Consider the following 18,217-nt stretch of genomic DNA (forward strand, 5'->3'; position numbering starts at 1 on the left):
GAAGGTCTTACCGCGGCGGAATCAAAAGCATTTTTAGAAAGTCTAAATTTGGAACAAAGGCGACTAATTGAACTTGCATTAGTCGATCCAATGGGAGATCAATTCCTTGAAGATGCAGTACTAAAAATTTATGAACGTTATTATAATGATTACCTAAAAGAGAAAGATGGTAATAAAGATAATAATACGTTAACAGGAGTTGGAAGTAGTTCAGCAGGAGGGGCTTCTGGATTACCGCCTGATGATAATGATAAAAATAATTCAGAAACTAAAAATGAATATGTCAATTATAAAGGTAAGCTAGAAAAAGGTGATAAAATAGATCTTAAACAATTTAATAAAAGAGTTTCTGGTTCAAATAAAAAAGGTGAATGGGTAGATCCTAAAACTGGGTGGAGAATTTCTCCTGAAAGATCATCAAGTAATCCTCACGGAGGAAGTGCCTGGAAATTATTTGATAAAGCAGGAAATAGAATGGGTACATTAAATGAAAATGGAGTATATTTAAGACCATGAGAGAAAAAAACTTTATAGATTTTTTGTTGTCGACAAATTTAGATGATAATGATTTTTTGAAAAAATATTATTTGAATATTCATGTTTCTTATTTTGATCATTTTTTGGATGAAGATGAATATTATAATACTGAATTAATCGCATATGTTGATGCGATTAAGGATCCAAGAAAATTAAACCTATTTAATTCCATTGAACAAAAGTTTGTAAGTTTCTATAAAAAATTATACGAATTATCTAATAAAAAAGTTAGTTTATATAATGATGAAGGTAAAATTGCTCCAATTGATTCATATAATAAATTTAACCATTATATCCTTGATGCTATGAAAGAAAAACCTCTATGCACAATAGTTTTTCCATCATTAGAGTTGTTTACATTGACAGGTTTTGATTTGACTCATTCTTTTTTTATATTAAAGCATGATTGTGAACAGGAGCTTATTTTAGAGAGGAAAATAGAAGCTATAGCAAATTCTATTGGATTACATGTTATTTAATGATCACATCCTATATTTTTATTCTTGCTATTTTAAAGGTTATAGTTAATTCTGTCACCATAAACAGATGCATTATTGTTTATAACCTGCAATGCAGGTTAAACATTACTTTGATAATTTTAATTACACTAGAATTCCGTCATAAAATCTAAGCTACTAAAACTTGAATTTTTTCGCAATGGATAGCTTTTTTTTAGTAAATCCAATTAACCATTCAAAAACAAACAGGTAAAGCTGCAGATATGATCAAATTTAAATCTTTCAAATTTTTAAGGACTAATTGATGATTACTTTTATTGAAGCGATAAATAAAGCTAAAAGTTATTTAGCTGAATACGATATTCCTGTAGAAATTACTATGATAGACAGGTTTTCTGAAGGATGGCTTTTTTGTTTTCAATCCAGAGAATTTTTAGAAACTGGTGATTTTTCAACACAATTAATCGGTAATTGTCCATTCATAATTGATAAAGATAGTGGGAAAATATATGAGTTGGGAACAGCATACCCTTTAGATATATATATACAAGAATATGAAAATAAAAAAAACAAATCTGAGTTTTAAACTCATAATGAATTATGTATGTGCATATTAAAAATTATAATTTAACCAAATTTTATATAAGTAATTCAAGTGTGGGGGAGACATTATTTAATAATGAATCATAATCCCGCATATATGGTGGGAGAATCTATTATTTATTTTTAAATTTGTAAATCAAGCTCTATCACCAATTAAATTACAACAGTAATATAAAGATTGTAAAAAGGAAGTCATGCATTAGGTGAAGGAGTTGCTCAAATATACAATAAGGGTAAATTTACAACTGATGCTGTATTAAAAGTTGTTGATGGTGTTTTAACATTAGCGCCGGTAGTAACTTCTAATTTTATTCCTAAAGACAATTCAACAGGAACAACTGGAAATGTCATTTTAGATAAAGGCAATCAAATTGTACTTGCGCCTGATAGTAATTTAATTGGTAATATTAATTCGGGTAAAACCGGAACGATTATTTTTGAACAAGGTTCAACACCAAATGCTAATGAGATAAGAGCTGGTAGTGGTTTCTTATACTTAGGTTATGGTGTTGTTGTTAAAAAGGAAGTTAATCAAAATAAGGTTAAAACTCAAGATCTTTATGTTTAGGGAATTGGTAAAGTTGATGTTTATACACCAAATTCTAAAATAATGACTGAGAAATCAATATTAAGGACAATTGAAAATAAAAATAGACAAACAAACTCTATTATTATTCAGGCAGATCTATCAAAGACTGACATACAAAGTATTGTAAATCGCACATGGGGAAAACCGGGAGCAAAAAATATAAATACTCTATTCTTTCAAGATTCTAAAGGTCAAATTACTCGTTATGACAGACCCAATAAAGGAGCTCAATAATGCCTAAATTTATTTGTAAATGTGGTCATGTAATGCATTTATCTGATAGTGATAATGATTATGAATATTCTTTTATTGCTGAAAAAATAATTGATGAAATTATATGGATATTAGAAAAAAATCATAATCAAATTGACGTTGATGATTTTATTTTAAAAGTAGACTCAAAAAGAATTAGAGTGCTTGTTTGTACTAAATGCTCTCGTTTTTGGTTAGAAAATGATGATGGAACTTATAAATCTTATGTACTAGAAGAATAATATTTTTAATAATTCAGTTCTGCGAAGTAGATCGTAGAACTGAACTAACAATTTATGAACAATGTCATCTACTTTGCAAGTTGAACAATTAACTTGCCCTTTTTATTGGTAATGGTGACAGGTTGCCCTGTAGTTAAAATGAAACGGTATAGAATCCTGAATTATTTTTACAAAATAACCGCCCACAATTAACGTCGGAGGGGGCATTATTATCGGGTGAAAAGGTCACGGTGCTGGCGGAGAATGAGTTTGACGGTCGAAGAATAAAGATAGGTAATGCGCATTTGAATATTAATAATTAAAAATAAAAATAATATTAAAATCATTTGGTTACATTGATGATGATCCAACTATATATATTCCCGAAGAAAATGATAATTTTTGTATCACATTAAATCTATCTATAGGTTTAGCCGATAGTAATGAGGCTGATTATTTTGATGTAATGGTTTGTACACCAAAATGGTTATTAACAAAAATTTCGGAACCTGAACTCTTGCGCTATACATTATCAGCGGAAAATTGTAATTTTTTAATATTTTTAAAATAAAGCTCATTAAGTTTCCAAGTTCACCGCTGTGTAGGTGATTTAGAAATTGCGATATTTGTCAATATATAGCATTTAACGCTTTATTGTTATTTATATAAGATAAAGCAAATCAAAGTTTTTTTTGACAGCGTTGGCTGTTTTGCTGTGGTTAGATTTGAGGCTGTTGGGGATATGATGACCAGCTCATAATATTCCATAACGATCAAAACCAACCACTCTAAAATTAATAATCTTTTAATAACCCCACAATATCTTCAATATCATTAGGTGTTGTTTGGCAGCAGCCACCAATTAATTTAGCGCCCAATTTAACCCAAGTTGGCAGTTGATTGCTGTAAGTGCAATTATGTTGATAATTTTTGTGCCACTGTTTGGTGGTTGGATCATATTGTTCACCTGAATTTGGATAAACAATTAGCGGTTTGGTGGTAAGTTTATTTAGTACCTGTAACGCTGGTGTTACGCTTTCTAATGCAATGCAGTTAAAACCAATGCTCACAATTTGTTCGATATTATTTAAATAATCGATAACTTGTGATAATGCCGTGCCATCGCTAAGATGCTGGGCATCTTTTAACGTTAACGAAAACCAAGCGTTGATTATTGGAAACTGCTGTATCAATTTAACTAATGCTTTGATTTCGGAAAATGAAGGCAGGGTTTCGCAAGCAAGGATATCTACCTTAGCGTCAATCAAAGCTTCAATGCGATCACGATGAAAAGCAATAAATTCAGCTTCGGTAAGTTGATAGTTACCCGTATATTCTGAACCATTAGCAAGATATGCTCCATAAGGACCGACTGAACCAGCAATTAGTAATATTTTATTTGGGTTTGTTTCATTTAAATACTGCTGCTTAGCTTGCTTTGCAAGTTCAATACTAGTTTTAATTAATTTGATTGATTCATCAAATGTAATTCCTTTTTGTTCAAACCCTAATGGTGTGGCTTGATAACTAGCGGTAATCGCACAATCAGCACCAGCTTTAAAATAGTTATAATGGACTTGGCGGATCAGTTCTGGTCTTTCGATTAACACTTTTGCTGACCATAAACTGTCGTTAAGATCACAGCCACGACGTTGTAACTCGCTGGCTAGTGCGCCATCAATAATGATGTGTTTTTTTTGCTTTAATAGTGTACTAATTGGATTATTATTTTTCATTTTTTGCCACTCGCTTTTGATGGGCTTGGGTAAAGTGGTGGGCAATAAAGCAGACAACCACAAAAGGAATGCCACAATAAAGTGCAATACGTTGTTCTGGATCGAATGCGAGTCCAATACAAGCAATTAAACATAAAATAAAGCCTAAAATAGGTACAAGTGGGTAAAATGGGGCTTTATATTTTAGATTGTTTTGCTCCTCACGAGTTAAACTTTTTCTAAAAAAGAAGTGTGAAGCGCAAATACTTAGCCAAACGGCCACCACGGCAAATCCTGAAATAGCTGTCAAGGCAACAAAAACCGTGTTAGGCGCAATAATGCTTGTGAGTAATGCCAATAAGCCACCTAACATACTGATGGAAATAGCAAAGGCTGGAACGCCTGTCTGATTAAGTTTACTGAAGCATTTTGGTAATGTACCTTGGTTGGAAAGCGACCACAACATGCGTCCAGAAGCATAAAGTCCCGAATTTGCAGCTGACAAAATGGCGGTTAAAATTACAAAATTAAGACAATCGGCAGCATAAGGTAAGCCGATATTTTCAAAAACGGTAACAAAGGGACTTTCGATAACGCCAGCTTGATCCATTGGCAATAAGGCTGCTAAGACAAAAACGGTGCCAATAAAGAAGATGATAAGTCTTAGAATTGTGGTTTTTATTGCTAACGGAATGGTCTTTTCTGGCTCTTTTGTTTCACCAGCGGCAATACCAATAAGTTCCGTGCCTGAAAAGGCAAAATTAACCGATACCATCGTCATAATAATCGGGGTAATGCCATTCGGGAACCAACCATTATCGGTAATATTGTGTAAAAAGGGCGCAGGGATGTCATTTTTCATAGGGACAAAGCCAAAAATAGCTGCTGCACCAGCAATAATAAAGATAATAATGGTGATCACTTTGATAATCGAAAACCAAAATTCACTCTCAGCGAAAAATTGTGCGGTAACGATGTTTAATGCCAAAATCACGGTGCAGAAAGTAGAACACCAGACCCAAATAGGTGTATTTGGAAACCAATGCTTCATACAAAATCCTGCTGCGGTAATGCTTGAGCCGAGTGCGACAGTCCAAGTTAACCAATATAACCAAGCAACAGTATAACCCGTTGCAGGGCTAATGAACCGCGAGGCATAAGTATGAAAGGCACCTGTTTCTGGTATGGCGACAGCGAGTTCTCCAAGGCATAACATGACTAGGTAGACCACTAATGCACCAATTAGATATGCGATAATTGTGCCAATTGCACCTGCGGTAGCAATAATGTAGCCAGTGTTAAAAAAGAGACCCGTACCAATAACGCCACCAAGTGATAGCATAATAAGATGCCGAGTTTTCATGGTGCGTTTGAATTGATTTTCGGTTATAAATGATGAATTTATATTCATAAGTATACTTTTTGTTTTAGTTATAAAATAAAATTCCGCCTGAATAATAGGCGGAATAGGTTAGTTTGATAAAGCAATTGGCTAGCTATAAGTGATCAAAGAATTCTTCTTTTGTCATTGTTTTGCCATTTACGCTAACTTCGTTACTATCTTTGGTTAGGCTAACATCAGAATAGATACCTTGAGTTTTGTCATTGCTTAAAGTTAAGAATTTAGCGTTACCGACTAAAAATGCCGACATAAATTGTAGATTTTGTTTTGCTTTAGCAACTTGTTCTGGCGTTACCTCGCTAGCGTTAGCGTTTTCAATTTGCGCTGACAAATGAGCTAACACATCAAATGGTGCTTCCAGCTTTAATTTAAGGGAGTTGATTTTTTCGTAATCAGCTTTATCAATGGCTGAGCTATCAACATCAGAAATATCAAACTTTAGGTTAGCATTAAGATCGCCGGCAGCATTATGCCAATTGAATTTATTCAACGAAAATTGGATATTGTGTTTTTTGTTAGTATCGCCTGAGTCAGGATAATCCATTCCCAATTGATTGCTAAATAGTTGTTTATCAAGACCTTTAAAATCAAAATCTAATGAACCATTACCCAAATTTTGTTGACCAAAAATAATTGAATCAACGCGACTAAAAAACGAACCATCAACGGTGTTGGTAGCGTTATTTAAGACATTTTTTTGGTCCATAACAAATTTATTAATAACAATCGAAACAGGATTTGATCTTAATGATATAGGATAGGTTAATGAGATTTTATCGATTTCCACTTTAGTTGAAATATCAGAGCCCGAGCTATAGCTACTAATGGTGTAATTACCTTTTCCAATTTCAAATGCACCATCAATGACTGGGATTTCGTTTTGAGTGGCTTTAATCGCTTTGCTTGCTAATTTAACGGTGATATATTCACCATAACTTATACCTGCATGCCCAGTAATAAACGGCTGGTTACCCGCTAGTTTCCAAAGTGTTGGATTGGCTTGCTCGGCCATTTCGTATTCTAACCAAGCCATCTGTGGGGCAAAGGTTCCTTTGGCTAGGGCTGCAACAGGGAAGGGACCATGATGGATAGTGACATCATCATCAAATAGGGTTTCCGGTTGAGCATCTTCTCCTGTAGCATTTTGCAGTGATGCTGTAACGGTTAAATGTAATTTAGTTGAAAAGATATGCTTTTCATAATTACTTTTTATCACGGACACTACAAAATCGTCTTGACTCTGGTTAAATTTGTTTGTGATTTGTGTCAACTGGTTGTCGATATGATTTTCGATCATGTTCCCGGTGTACCATGCAGTGCCTACGTAAGCAATCCCTAATACAGCAATTATTCCTATAGCAAGTGTGGTTTTTTTCATTATAGTTCTCTTAGTTATTCATTATATTTTAAATTATCATTTTTGATGAGTTGCAAAATCAGCCAACAAATTTTTAATATATTCAATACGATCGATTTGCGGTGATTCTGATTTTTATAATTCTAATCGATTTGAGCTTTCTAGGCGATAGTTTTTTGACTTTTTGTAAAACGCATTTAACACAAGTTTAAATTGATACCTTACTGTATTATGATGAATACATTATTAACCATTAAGCTTGAGTTTAAAATAATCGCCAAGTTAACCAAAATAACTGAAACAATTTATAACCATATGAGTGTTACAAAAACAAATTATAAATTTTTAAAAAAATCTTTTTTATCTAGTAATTGCCCATTTACATTTACGTTTTGACTACCTTTTGTGTACTGCACATCAGAATAGAAACCTTCTGTTTGATCTTTATTAAAGGTAAAAAATGGTGATTGACTAAAAAGCTTTTTTGAATTGGTCTTTATTACAAAGTTTTCTTTTGCAATTTGTTCTGCTGTAACATGGCTAGCGTTAGGGTTTTCGATTTGTGCTGATAAACGAGCTAACACGTCATATGGTGCTTCGAGCTTGAATTTAAATGTGTTGATTTTGTCGTAATCTTTTTCATTAATACTTGCGTTATTAATATCTGATATATTAAACAAAAAGTTAACATTGATATCGCCACCAGCATTGTGCCAATTGAATTTATTTAACGAAAATTCGATATTATGTTTGTCGTTCTCACTTATGTCAGGAGCATGTGTTTTAAATTGATAATTTAAAAATTGTTTATCAACCCCCTTGAAGTTAATATCAAGCGAACCATTGCCCAGATTTTGTTGACCATAAATAATCGAACCAATACTACTTACAAGCGAACCCTCAATCGTATTGTTGGTGTCATTTAAGACATTTTTTTGACTCATCACGATTTTATTAATAATCACCGACTCGATTTTTGGGGTGGATGATTTCATATTTAATGTAATTTTATCAATACTGCTTTGCTCATCAATATTTTGATTTTTGTAGTTAACGCGACCTTTGGATTTGAAATTGTTGACATCAAAATTCCCTTTTGAGATAAAACTATCAAAACTGTATTTAATATTGCCAATATTAAATTCATAATCGATGTCTTCAGTGGTACTGAGTGGCTTTAATGACAGATTAAAGTCATCAAAGTTAAAATGGGTATCGTCAGAAAGAAAAACTAATTTATCCAGTTTGATTTCAGTCTTGATGTCAGAACCATTGGTATAGCTACTAAAGGTATAACTGCCGCTACTGATATCTAAGATACCATCATGAATGGCCGGGATTTCGTTCTGTGAGGCTTTAATCGCTTTGCTTGCAAGTTTAACGGTGATATATTCGCCATAACTCATACCTGTATGCCCACTAATAAATGGCCGATTGCCGGCTAGTTTCCAAAGCGTTGGATTAGCTTGTTGGCTCATTTCATATTCTAACCAAGCCATTTGTGGGGCAAAAGTCCCTTTGGCAAGCGCAGCAATAGGGAAAGGGCCATGATGGATAGTGACATCGTCATCAAATAAGATTTTTGAAGTAGCATCTTGGATAATAGATTCATTTGGTGACGCTGTCACAGTTAGATGTACTTTAGTTGAAAAGATACCCTTTTCATAACGACTTTTCGTAACGGAAAATGTGAAAACGTTTTGAATCTGATTAACTTTGTTTGTGACTTGGGCTAATTGGTTGTCGATATGATTTTCAATCATGCTACCGGTGTACCATGATGTACCTACATAAGCCATACCCAATACAGCAATTATTCCTATAGCAAGTGTGTTTTTTTTCATTATAGTTCTCTTAATTATTCATGATATTTTAAATTATTATTCTTGATGTTCTGCAAAATCAATCAATAAATTTTTAATATATTCAATGCGATCGATGCGTTGTAATTCTGATTTTTGTAATTTCAATCTATTTGAACTTTCTAGGCGATAATTTTTTGGTTCTTTTTGAATTATTTCAATTAAATAATCGACCGATACCTTATTGTCACTCCCAAATTCAATATAACCGCCTTTTTCGCCAAATTCGATTTTGGTAATACCTAATTGGCTTGCATGATAACGGATTTTGGTGGTTTCTAATAAAAACAGCACGGCATCGGGTAATTGACCAAAGCGATCTCGCATTTCGACTTGAATGTCAGTGAGTTCAGCAAGATCGGTGATGCTTGCAATGCGTTTATATAGCGATAAGCGTGTATTGACATCAGGAATAAAGTCATCAGGAATTAATGTTGGCAATCTTAACTCTACTTCGGTTTGTTGGCTATTAAGTAATGATTCCAGTGTGGGTTCTTTGCCTTCTTTTAGTGATTTGACTGCATCATCAAGCAGTTCAATGTAAAGGTTAAAGCCAATAGTTTCAATTTGCCCACTTTGATCACTACCCAATAGCTCGCCTGCACCCCGAATTTCAAGATCGTGCGTAGCTAAGGCAAAACCTGCACCTAAATCTTCTAGGGATGCGATCGCATCTAAGCGCTTTTTAGCATCTTTAGTGAGCAATTTAGGGTGTGGCGTTAATAAATAAGCATAGGCTTGATGGTAAGAACGTCCAACTCGCCCCCTGAGTTGATGTAACTGAGCTAAACCAAATTTATCGGCACGATCAATAATAATAGTATTGGCGTTAGGAATGTCGATACCGGTTTCAACAATGGTAGTACAAACAAGTATGTTAAAGCGTTGATGATGAAAGTCATTCATCACACGTTCTAAATCGCGTTCATGCATTTGCCCATGTCCAATGGTGATGCGTGCTTCGGGCACTAGTTCTGCCAGTTTTTCGCTGACTTTTTCGATATCAGAGATGTCATTGTGTAAATAATAAATCTGACCACCACGTAAAATTTCACGTAAAATGGCTTCTCTAATCACAAGATCATCATATTCTCGAACAAAGGTTTTTACCGCCAGTCGTCGAGCAGGTGGTGTTGCGATAATCGAAAGATCTCGCATACCACTCATTGCCATGTTTAGCGTTCGTGGAATTGGGGTTGCTGTTAGCGTTAAAATATCGATATTTGCTCGCATTGCTTTAATGCGTTCTTTTTGACGAACGCCAAAGCGGTGTTCTTCATCAACAATTAGTAAACCTAAATCTTTCCATTTTATATCTTCTTGTAGCAATTTATGCGTACCAATCACAATATCAATTTTGCCTTCGCCAAGAGCTTCTATAATGGCTTTTTGTTGTTTGGCTGTTTTGAAGCGAGACAGACTCTCTATACGGATAGGCCAATTGGCGAAACGGTCGCAAAAGCTTTCGTAGTGTTGTTCAGCAAGCAGGGTTGTTGGCACTAAAACAGCTGTTTGTTTATGATTAATCACGGCTAAAAACGCAGCACGAATAGCAACTTCGGTTTTACCAAAACCCACATCACCGCAGACTAATCGGTCCATGGCATAAGGCGAGCACATGTCGCCAATTACTGCACCAATAGCATTTTGTTGATCATCAGTTTCTTGGTAAGGGAATCCTTGGCAAAATAGTTCATATTGCTCACGGTCTTGTTGAAATTGAAATCCAGGTTTGCTTTCACGTTCAGCATAGATATCGAGTAACTCCGCTGCGACATCACGCACTTTTTCGGCCGCTTTTTGCCGAGCCTTACTCCAAGCATCAGTGCCTAATTTATTCAGTGGAGCGTTTTCTTCATCGCCACCAGAGTAACGACTTATTAAGTTTAATGATGAAACCGGCACATAAAGTTTGGTTTCATTAGCATATAACAAAATGAGATATTCTGCTGTAATACCGCCCGTTTCTAATGTGGTGAGCCCCGCATAGCGGCCAACGCCATGTTCTAAATGAACAACGGGTTTACCCGGTGTGAGTTCAGCTAAACTTCGAATAAGTGAATCGGTATTGATGGCTTGTTTACTTTCTTTTTTACGACGAATAACACGTCGACCTAGTAACTCATTTTCGGTAATAAACGCAAAATTATCTTGCTGATTAATAAAACCTTGCTCGCTAGCACCAACGATTAAATAAAATCGGCTATTCGCATTGTTGGGTTCATCGAGCTGCTTGATGGTAGTTGGATGAATACGAATTCTGCCAAGAATTTCTTGTAAAGCTTCTTTGCGTCCTTCTGATTCAACCGAAAAGATGATTTTTCCTGAAAAATCATCAACAAATTTTTGAAATTGCAAATAAGGATCTTTTTGTTGGATCTCAATAGCAATGTTAGGCAATGTTGCATAAGGTAAATTAATATTTTTACTTGATTCAGTTGTTGCCACATGCGATACAATCATTCTTGGATAGTTTTTAAAATTGGCAAAAATTTCGTCAGTTTTAGACCAAATAACACTTGGTGCAAGTAATGGTCGCATAGGATCGACTTTGCGACTTTCATAACGCTGAGTAATGTCTTGCCAATACTTATTAGCATATTGCTCAATATTAACAGTATTGATAATTAAGGTATTAGCTAAAAAATAAGAAAATAGTGGTGTTAACGGTTCGTTAAAAAACAGTGCTTGCCAATATTCAATACCCGTTGGCAAAATATTTTTGCTCACTTGTTGATAGATACTTTCTGCATCTAATCTGACTTCAAATTGTTCTCGCCATTGACTACGAAACAGTTCGATAGCCGTTTTATCAAAAGGAAATTCGTGCGCTGGTAGCAATTGTATTTCAGTGATTTCATCAAAGGTGCGCTGCGTTTCAACATCAAAAGTGCGAATGCTGTCGATCTCATCATCAAAAAAATCGATACGATAGGGTTTATCACTGCCCATAGGGTAGATATCAAACAAAGCACCACGAGTGGCATATTCGCCATGCTCCATCACTTGGCTGACTGAGCGATAGCCAGCATTTTCAAGTTGAAGACGTAAATGTTCACGACTAATTTGTAAGCCTTTTTTCATCATAAACACATGTCCACCCAAATAGCTTTGTGGGCAAACTTTTTGCATTAAGGTATTAATGGGCAAAATTAATGCCCCTTTGGTTAAATGTCCAAGATGATAAAGGCAAGACAGACGTTCTGATACGATATCTTGATGGGGTGAGAAGCTATCATAAGGCAATGTTTCCCAGTCAGGAAAGATAATAGAAGGAAATGGTGAAAATTGTTTAAGTTCTTCGTAAATACGCGAGGTTTGTTGCATATCATCAGTCACAATCACAACTAAACCTTCATGTGCGTCTATTGCTTTTGCACAAAATTGTGATAAGGATGAGCCAACAAGCTGCCCAATTTGCTTTACTTCACCTGATTTTTGGGGAATTATGTTTGAAATATTAACTGTTTTAGGCATGATGAATTTGTTGATATCGTTGAAAAATTATCACCAGATTATAACGTAATTACGTGGTTGTTTTCTATAACTGTTTAATCCTGTATGATAAGCACCTTGCATTTAACTAGCAAAACTTTGTCAAAAAGTTTCAGGTAATATATACGTTTATGTCAAAAATATTTCGTCCATTAGTATTTTATATTGGTTTGCGTTATGTCTATGGCCAAAAAACGGATGGCTTTGGTCGCTTTGTATCATGGTTGTCGATGATTGGCATTATGTTGGGTTCTATTGGTCTAATTGTTGTGTTATCTGTAATGAATGGATTAGAAGACCAGATGCAAAACAGTATTCTAAGATTCTTTCCTCAGGCGCAAATCACTTCTATTAAAGGTAGACTTGATCCAAGTGCTAACCCTAGTTCATCATTTGAAAAGATTAAAGGCGTTAATCGTATCACGCCGTTAGTCACTAGTGATGTGGTATTGCAAAGTGAACAAAGTATCACTGTGAGTACGTTGATGGGGATTACACCAGAAGATAATGATCCTATCAATGATTATATCTATAGCGGATCGGTATTTGATCTACAAGCGGGGCAGTACAATGTCATTATTGGGCAAACATTAGCCAATCAATTAGGCGTAACCGTTGGCGACAAAATTCGCTTAATGGTGACAGATGCTAGTCAAATCACCCCAGTTGGTCGTATACCGTCGCAGCGTTTATTTAACATTGTAGGGTTGTTTTCTGTTAACCATGACATCAATCAAGCGCTTATTTATGTCAATCAATCTGACGCTAAAAATCTATTACGTTATCCAGCCAATATGATTAGCAGTTGGCGTCTGTTTCTAGATAAACCGCTTGATATTGCATTAGTAACGAATACTCAATTACCTGAAGGCTTAGTGTTTAACGATTGGCGAGCAAAACGTGGTGAATTATTCCAAGCCATTAAAATGGAAAAAAACGTCATGGGGTTACTTATTAGCCTGATTGTAATTGTAGCCGCTTTTAATATTATTACTTCGTTAAGCTTACTGGTGATGGAAAAGCAAGGTGAAGTGGCTATTTTAAAAACCCAAGGGCTATCGCGATTTAAAATTATGTTAATTTTTATTATTCAAGGCGCAAGTTCGGGCGTAATCGGTACACTATTAGGTAGTGCCGTAGGATTGCTACTTGCTGTTAACTTAAATGAAATCATGCAAGTGTTAGGTTTATCTTTAGCTGGTATTTTGCTACCGTCACTGGTTGAACCAACGCAAATTATTTTTATTATTATCGGATTGCTTATGTTATCGTTAATTTCAACTCTTTATCCTGCATATCGCGCCGCCAATATCCAACCTGCCGAGGCTTTACGTTATGAATAATACAGAAAAATTGCTTTCAGCTAAAAATCTTTATAAAACTTATAAAGAAGGCAAAATGGTGACCGAGGTATTAAAAAATGTCTCGTTTGATATTTATCCAAAATCATTACTCGCCATTATTGGGAGTTCCGGTTCAGGTAAAAGTACCTTATTGCATTTACTCGGTGGACTTGATAAACCAACCTCAGGCGAAATTATTTTTAATTCTCATCAGCTAAGTCAATTATCTGAACAAGAAAAGGCACGTCTACGCAATCAAGAAATCGGTTTCGTCTATCAATTTCACCATTTATTGCCTGATTTTACGGCACTTGAAAATGTGACAATGCCATTGTTAATTGGTGGTATGTCGCCAAATGAAGCTAAAAAGCGGGCTATGGCAATGCTAGAGTCAGTTAACTTAGTCAAACGAGCTCATCATCGACCTTCTGAACTTTCGGGAGGGGAACGTCAACGCGTGGCAATAGGGCGTGCATTAATTAATAACCCAGCTTTAGTGATGGCTGATGAGCCAACGGGTAACCTTGACAAATCAACGGCAGATTCTATTTTTGAACTGTTGATTAAATTAAACCGTGAACACGGTACTGCGTTTTTGGTTGTTACACATGATCTTGAATTAGCCAATAAACTTGATAAACAATGGGTAATGAGAGACGGGCAACTTTCTGATAGCACATTATCAGATAATCAATTAATGGATAATTAATATGAATTTATCTTTAATTACCGCTCTCAAATTTCGGAAAGGACGTCGCAAAAGTGGTATGGTGTCGTTAATTTCGATTATTTCAACACTTAGTATTGCTATTGGTATTGCTGCATTAATTATTGGGTTAAGTGCTATGAATGGCTTTGAGCGGGAGCTACATAATCGAGTTTTATCGGTCGTACCACATGGTCAATTATATCCAGAATATGGCAATTTAGATAATTGGCGTCATGTGCAACAAGAGCTTACAAACAGTAACAATATTGTATCGGCAGTACCCTTTGTAAGTTTTACTGGGCTTATTGAAAATGGTAGTAGACTCGGTGCTGTTGAAGTACAAGGGATTGATCCTGAACAAGAAAAGCAAATCAGTGCACTGCCTAATTATGTGCTGAATAATAAATGGCAAGATTTCAAACCTGATAGCCAACGCATCATTATTGGTGCGGGAATTGCCAAAAGCTTGTCGGTGAGTGAAGGGGGATGGGTTTCTTTATTAATTCCTGCTTCGAGCACTCCAAACCAACTTAAGCCACCGAAAAGGGTTCGTTTGCAGGTGGTAGGTATATTAGAGTTAAGCGGTAGTTTAAGCAATAATGTTGCCTTACTACCCTTAACCGATGCGCAAAAGTTACTTAATATAGGTGACAGTGTCACAGGTATCATGATTAATGTAAATAATGTTTACCAAGCTAATCAGATTATTGGACAAGCTTCGTTAAATCTAGAAGAAAACCTATCATTTACTAGTTGGGAAAACTCATTTGGCTTTATGTATCGTGATATTCAAATGATCAGGCAAATCATGTATCTGGCCATGATTGTGGTTATTGGCGTGGCTTGTTTTAATATTGTGTCAACTTTAGTGATTGCCGTAAAAGATAAACAGCGCGATATTGCTATATTAAAAACGCTAGGTGCAACCAACCAACTAATTAAACATATTTTTATTTGGTATGGGGTGATTTCTGGATTAATTGGTAGCTTAATCGGGGTAATTTTGGGCGTGGTATTGTCTTGGCAACTGTCGAATATTATGGGAGTTATTGAGTCATTAATGGGGCATAAAATCTTGAATAGTAATATCTATTTTATCGATTTTTTACCCTCGGAAATTCATCTATTTGATGTGTTAGTAGTGTTTATAACTTCCATGTTACTTAGCTTAATTGCTAGCTATTATCCCGCTAGGCGTGCTTGTAAAGTCGAACCGGCTCGAATCTTAAATAGTTTCTAGAATTGAGCTGTATAAAAAGGCACTGTTTGATTGTTTATCATCAGTGCCTTTTTGTTTTTAATTGTAAATATAATAATCACTGGGTAAAGCATAGTGCATATAGACTATATATAACCCTAATGCCGTAACAATAAATAGTAAACTAATAATAAGTAAGGTTAACTTGCTTGGATATTTGAACGTTTTAATGCATAACGAAATCAGCCCACCAAGCACAAACCCAGCGCAAGCGCCACCGATATGTGCCATATTGTCGATCGAAGGTAATAAGCCTAATCCTGCCGTCAAAATTAAACTGATCAGCATCGCTTTGACTGGCATTTCTTGTATATTAGCCTTACACACTAAGCAATAAGCTAATAAGGCGGTAATAATGCCTAAAATAGCACCCGAAGCACCACAGCTGATTATATTTTGATTAATGGTGGCTATATCACTTGATAAGCTTCCCACTAGACCTGAAAAAAGATAAATACCCAAAAAAGCTATGGCGGGAATGCGCTTTTCTAAAATTGGTCCAATGCTCCATAATGCCAGCATATTCATAGCTAAATGGGTAAAACCGACATGCATAAATAAATTGGTGAACATACGCCAATATTGGCCAGAAAAGGTCAATCCTGCAACATCGGCACCCCAATCAATCAGAAAGTGATTTTCATAAAGTGTCGAAAAACCACGACTATCAAGTAACCGGAAGACAAAAAAGCAAAGGATATTTATTACCACTAAAGTCGAAGTGATTTTAGATTGACTAGCGTAATATTTAATATCATTTAAGGTACTCATTAAAAACCCTTTTGAATAGTTGAATTTTATTGATAATAGGTGGGTTAATCTAACCGTTTACCCCATATCATTAAATCACGCTGAACATTATCCAATTCTGCAATTTTTGGAAGAAGCCCCCATTGTTGATATTGCATTTTTTTAAATAAAGTAACACTAGGTAAATTATGTCGAAACACATAGCTAAAAATTGCCTCAATTCCTACTTGTTTAGCGAATTGTTCAATTTTATCCACCATAAATTGACCAATTTTTTTACCCCGAAAATCTTGATGAAGATATAAGCTAATCTCAACCGTTTTATAAAAAGCAGGGCGACCATAAAACGAAGACAAGCTAATCCAACCACAAGGCTGATCTTGATATTTTATTAACCAAAGCGGACGATTTTGAGGGTTATGTTGGTAAAACCATTCTAATCGACTTTCAACAGAAACAGGCACCGTATCAGCGGTCACTTGGCGACCAGCAATTGTTGAATTATAAACATCGACAATAAATGGTAAATCTTCTAATGTAGCATCGTGGTAAGTGATCATGTTTTTTTGCTGTAAGTGATTTAAAGAAAAATTATTGTAATTTTATTATTGATTGTAGGCAATAAGGGATATTTTTATCTTGAGGGAAATACAACGTATCAATAGTTTATGGGAAAATAAAAAACAAATAAAATCAAATTTCTATCTAACTGTTAGTTTTACAATAATATTTGCTCATTGTCAAAAAATGAAAACTTTATCTAACCCTTTTTTTATCAATAAATAAAAGCAAATAAAAACAAATAATTAAATATTGCTGATAAAAAAGGGTTTTTAAAAATAAAAATCTTATTTGCCTTTTGCCAAACAAGCTTTATAGTATATTGGCTTCTAGTTCACCGCCGTATAGGCGGTTTAGAAAGTCTAAGCGCACCGTATAAAAAATCACACTCAGTTCACCGCCGTATAGGCGGTTTAGAAAGATATGATCTAAATGCTGGCCTGTCGCGTATCGTTTACCGCCGTATAGGCGGTTTAGAAAGTCGAAATGATTAATTTTAGTATCTACATACAGTTCACCGCCGTATAGGCGGTTTAGAAAGCGAACAGATAACTGTAATTCTGAGCGCAATCGTTCACCGCCGTATAGGCGGTTTAGAAAAAATAATTTATATACTATGTGTAGGAATTATTCGCATTGTTTACAGTAATTAGAAAAACTACGGTATAGTACTAACAAAAAATAACTTTCATCTTATCTCACTCATACTTCGTATCTTTAAATAATACACTAAATCGACCACTTCCCAACAACGCCAAACTAAAGGCGCTTAGTGCCATAAAAGCAGGATACTCCCAACCGCCACCGGCATTACTAAATGACCAGCCATTTACTGAATGAATGAAACTAATGACAATCATTTGAATAACAGCGAGTGAGCTGATCATACGAGTTAGCACCCCTAACAGTAATAACACGCCACCACCAATTTCAAAAGCAACTGTTAAATAACCGACAAATCCTGGCAAGCCCAGTGATTCAAAATATTGAGCTGTGCCATTAGGGGTAAAAACAAGGAGTTTAGTTAATCCATGCGCCAAAAACATAGCGCCTAACGCTATACGTAATAAAAGTGATGCAATATCAGTTTGATATGGTTTCATAT

At 35.1% G+C, this 18,217-nt stretch carries 16 protein-coding genes and 1 pseudogene; 8 read left to right on the forward strand and 9 right to left on the reverse strand.

All coding sequences use genetic code 11. The annotated features are described in order from the left end of the window. From ACYIAM_RS09225 to ACYIAM_RS09245, 5 genes and pseudogenes are all read left to right on the forward strand, one after another. Window positions 1-516 (forward strand): annotated as a pseudogene (locus ACYIAM_RS09225) (hypothetical protein); the annotation flags it as partial. Further along, window positions 513-1,016 (forward strand): hypothetical protein, encoded by a 504-nt coding sequence (locus ACYIAM_RS09230; protein ID WP_483748047.1) that lies wholly within the window; start codon window positions 513-515, stop codon window positions 1,014-1,016. The pseudogene ACYIAM_RS09225 and the gene ACYIAM_RS09230, both read left to right, overlap by 4 nt. A 283-nt stretch (window positions 1,017-1,299) precedes the next feature. Next, entirely contained in the window at window positions 1,300-1,581 is a 282-nt protein-coding gene (locus tag ACYIAM_RS09235) for a YrhB domain-containing protein (protein WP_483748048.1), read from the forward strand. A gap of 839 nt (window positions 1,582-2,420) precedes the next feature. Continuing rightward, window positions 2,421-2,681 (forward strand): hypothetical protein, encoded by a 261-nt coding sequence (locus ACYIAM_RS09240; protein ID WP_483748049.1) that lies wholly within the window; start codon window positions 2,421-2,423, stop codon window positions 2,679-2,681. A gap of 313 nt (window positions 2,682-2,994) precedes the next feature. Beyond that, on the forward strand, window positions 2,995-3,231 hold the full coding sequence (locus ACYIAM_RS09245; protein ID WP_483748089.1) for an Imm8 family immunity protein: 237 nt from the start codon (window positions 2,995-2,997) through the stop codon (window positions 3,229-3,231). Between the two features lie 223 nt (window positions 3,232-3,454). Here the strand turns inward: ACYIAM_RS09245 and mmuM are convergent, their stop codons facing one another. The 5 genes from mmuM to mfd form a co-directional block, all read right to left on the reverse strand. Next, complete coding sequence (gene mmuM / locus ACYIAM_RS09250) at window positions 3,455-4,396, reverse strand: homocysteine S-methyltransferase (protein WP_483748050.1); 942 nt, start codon at window positions 4,394-4,396, stop codon at window positions 3,455-3,457. Continuing rightward, window positions 4,386-5,786 carry an S-methylmethionine permease gene (mmuP, locus tag ACYIAM_RS09255; protein ID WP_483748051.1) on the reverse strand — a complete coding sequence of 467 codons (1,401 nt, stop codon included), beginning with the start codon at window positions 5,784-5,786 and terminating at the stop codon, window positions 4,386-4,388. The genes mmuM and mmuP overlap by 11 nt, the downstream gene beginning before the upstream one ends. 85 nt (window positions 5,787-5,871) lie before the next feature. Continuing rightward, entirely contained in the window at window positions 5,872-7,155 is a 1,284-nt protein-coding gene (locus tag ACYIAM_RS09260; RefSeq protein ID WP_483748052.1) for a YdgA family protein, read from the reverse strand. A gap of 314 nt (window positions 7,156-7,469) precedes the next feature. Next, window positions 7,470-8,978 (reverse strand): YdgA family protein, encoded by a 1,509-nt coding sequence (locus ACYIAM_RS09265; protein ID WP_483748053.1) that lies wholly within the window; start codon window positions 8,976-8,978, stop codon window positions 7,470-7,472. A 36-nt stretch (window positions 8,979-9,014) separates the two neighbouring features. Then, the gene (gene mfd / locus ACYIAM_RS09270; protein ID WP_483748054.1) at window positions 9,015-12,473 is read right to left on the reverse strand and encodes a transcription-repair coupling factor; all 3,459 of its coding nucleotides are present in this window, start codon (window positions 12,471-12,473) and stop codon (window positions 9,015-9,017) included. Between the two features lie 158 nt (window positions 12,474-12,631). Here mfd and lolC point away from each other — a divergent pair, with 158 nt between their 5' ends. The 3 genes from lolC to lolE are packed head-to-tail and all read left to right on the forward strand — an operon-like array spanning window position 12,632 to window position 15,783. After that, on the forward strand, window positions 12,632-13,834 hold the full coding sequence (gene lolC / locus ACYIAM_RS09275) for a lipoprotein-releasing ABC transporter permease subunit LolC (RefSeq protein WP_174797478.1): 1,203 nt from the start codon (window positions 12,632-12,634) through the stop codon (window positions 13,832-13,834). Beyond that, on the forward strand, window positions 13,827-14,543 hold the full coding sequence (gene lolD / locus ACYIAM_RS09280; protein WP_483748055.1) for a lipoprotein-releasing ABC transporter ATP-binding protein LolD: 717 nt from the start codon (window positions 13,827-13,829) through the stop codon (window positions 14,541-14,543). Before lolC ends, lolD begins: the two co-directional genes overlap by 8 nt. 1 nt (window position 14,544) lies before the next feature. Then, the gene (gene lolE, locus ACYIAM_RS09285) at window positions 14,545-15,783 is read left to right on the forward strand and encodes a lipoprotein-releasing ABC transporter permease subunit LolE (protein WP_483748056.1); all 1,239 of its coding nucleotides are present in this window, start codon (window positions 14,545-14,547) and stop codon (window positions 15,781-15,783) included. A gap of 57 nt (window positions 15,784-15,840) precedes the next feature. On the opposite strand, the gene ACYIAM_RS09290 is transcribed toward lolE, so the two are convergent. The 4 genes from ACYIAM_RS09290 to ACYIAM_RS09305 form a co-directional block, all read right to left on the reverse strand. Further along, window positions 15,841-16,572, reverse strand: coding sequence for a rhomboid family intramembrane serine protease (locus ACYIAM_RS09290; RefSeq protein WP_483748057.1), 732 nt, complete (start codon window positions 16,570-16,572; stop codon window positions 15,841-15,843). A gap of 44 nt (window positions 16,573-16,616) precedes the next feature. Further along, window positions 16,617-17,111 (reverse strand): N-acetyltransferase family protein, encoded by a 495-nt coding sequence (locus ACYIAM_RS09295; RefSeq protein ID WP_483748058.1) that lies wholly within the window; start codon window positions 17,109-17,111, stop codon window positions 16,617-16,619. 313 nt (window positions 17,112-17,424) lie between these two features. Further along, window positions 17,425-17,682 carry a hypothetical protein gene (locus ACYIAM_RS09300; RefSeq protein WP_483748059.1) on the reverse strand — a complete coding sequence of 86 codons (258 nt, stop codon included), beginning with the start codon at window positions 17,680-17,682 and terminating at the stop codon, window positions 17,425-17,427. A gap of 128 nt (window positions 17,683-17,810) precedes the next feature. Then, window positions 17,811-18,215 (reverse strand): DoxX family protein, encoded by a 405-nt coding sequence (locus ACYIAM_RS09305; protein WP_483748060.1) that lies wholly within the window; start codon window positions 18,213-18,215, stop codon window positions 17,811-17,813. Window positions 18,216-18,217 lie beyond the last annotated feature (2 nt).

The organism is Gilliamella sp. X-60 (genome assembly GCF_057063585.1).

Bases quoted from the DNA above. Each gene is read 5' to 3' on its own strand.
- ACYIAM_RS09230 (WP_483748047.1), top strand. From the start codon at position 513: ATGAGAGAAAAAAACTTTATAGATTTTTTGTTGTCGACAAATTTAGAT.
- ACYIAM_RS09235 (WP_483748048.1), top strand. From the start codon at position 1,300: ATGATTACTTTTATTGAAGCGATAAATAAAGCTAAAAGTTATTTAGCT.
- ACYIAM_RS09240 (WP_483748049.1), top strand. From the start codon at position 2,421: ATGCCTAAATTTATTTGTAAATGTGGTCATGTAATGCATTTATCTGAT.
- mmuM (WP_483748050.1), bottom strand. From the start codon at position 4,396: ATGAAAAATAATAATCCAATTAGTACACTATTAAAGCAAAAAAAACAC.
- mmuP (WP_483748051.1), bottom strand. From the start codon at position 5,786: ATGAATATAAATTCATCATTTATAACCGAAAATCAATTCAAACGCACC.
- ACYIAM_RS09260 (WP_483748052.1), bottom strand. From the start codon at position 7,155: ATGAAAAAAACCACACTTGCTATAGGAATAATTGCTGTATTAGGGATT.
- ACYIAM_RS09265 (WP_483748053.1), bottom strand. From the start codon at position 8,978: ATGAAAAAAAACACACTTGCTATAGGAATAATTGCTGTATTGGGTATG.
- mfd (WP_483748054.1), bottom strand. From the start codon at position 12,473: ATGCCTAAAACAGTTAATATTTCAAACATAATTCCCCAAAAATCAGGT.
- lolD (WP_483748055.1), top strand. From the start codon at position 13,827: ATGAATAATACAGAAAAATTGCTTTCAGCTAAAAATCTTTATAAAACT.
- lolE (WP_483748056.1), top strand. From the start codon at position 14,545: ATGAATTTATCTTTAATTACCGCTCTCAAATTTCGGAAAGGACGTCGC.
- ACYIAM_RS09290 (WP_483748057.1), bottom strand. From the start codon at position 16,572: ATGAGTACCTTAAATGATATTAAATATTACGCTAGTCAATCTAAAATC.
- ACYIAM_RS09295 (WP_483748058.1), bottom strand. From the start codon at position 17,111: ATGATCACTTACCACGATGCTACATTAGAAGATTTACCATTTATTGTC.
- ACYIAM_RS09305 (WP_483748060.1), bottom strand. From the start codon at position 18,215: ATGAAACCATATCAAACTGATATTGCATCACTTTTATTACGTATAGCG.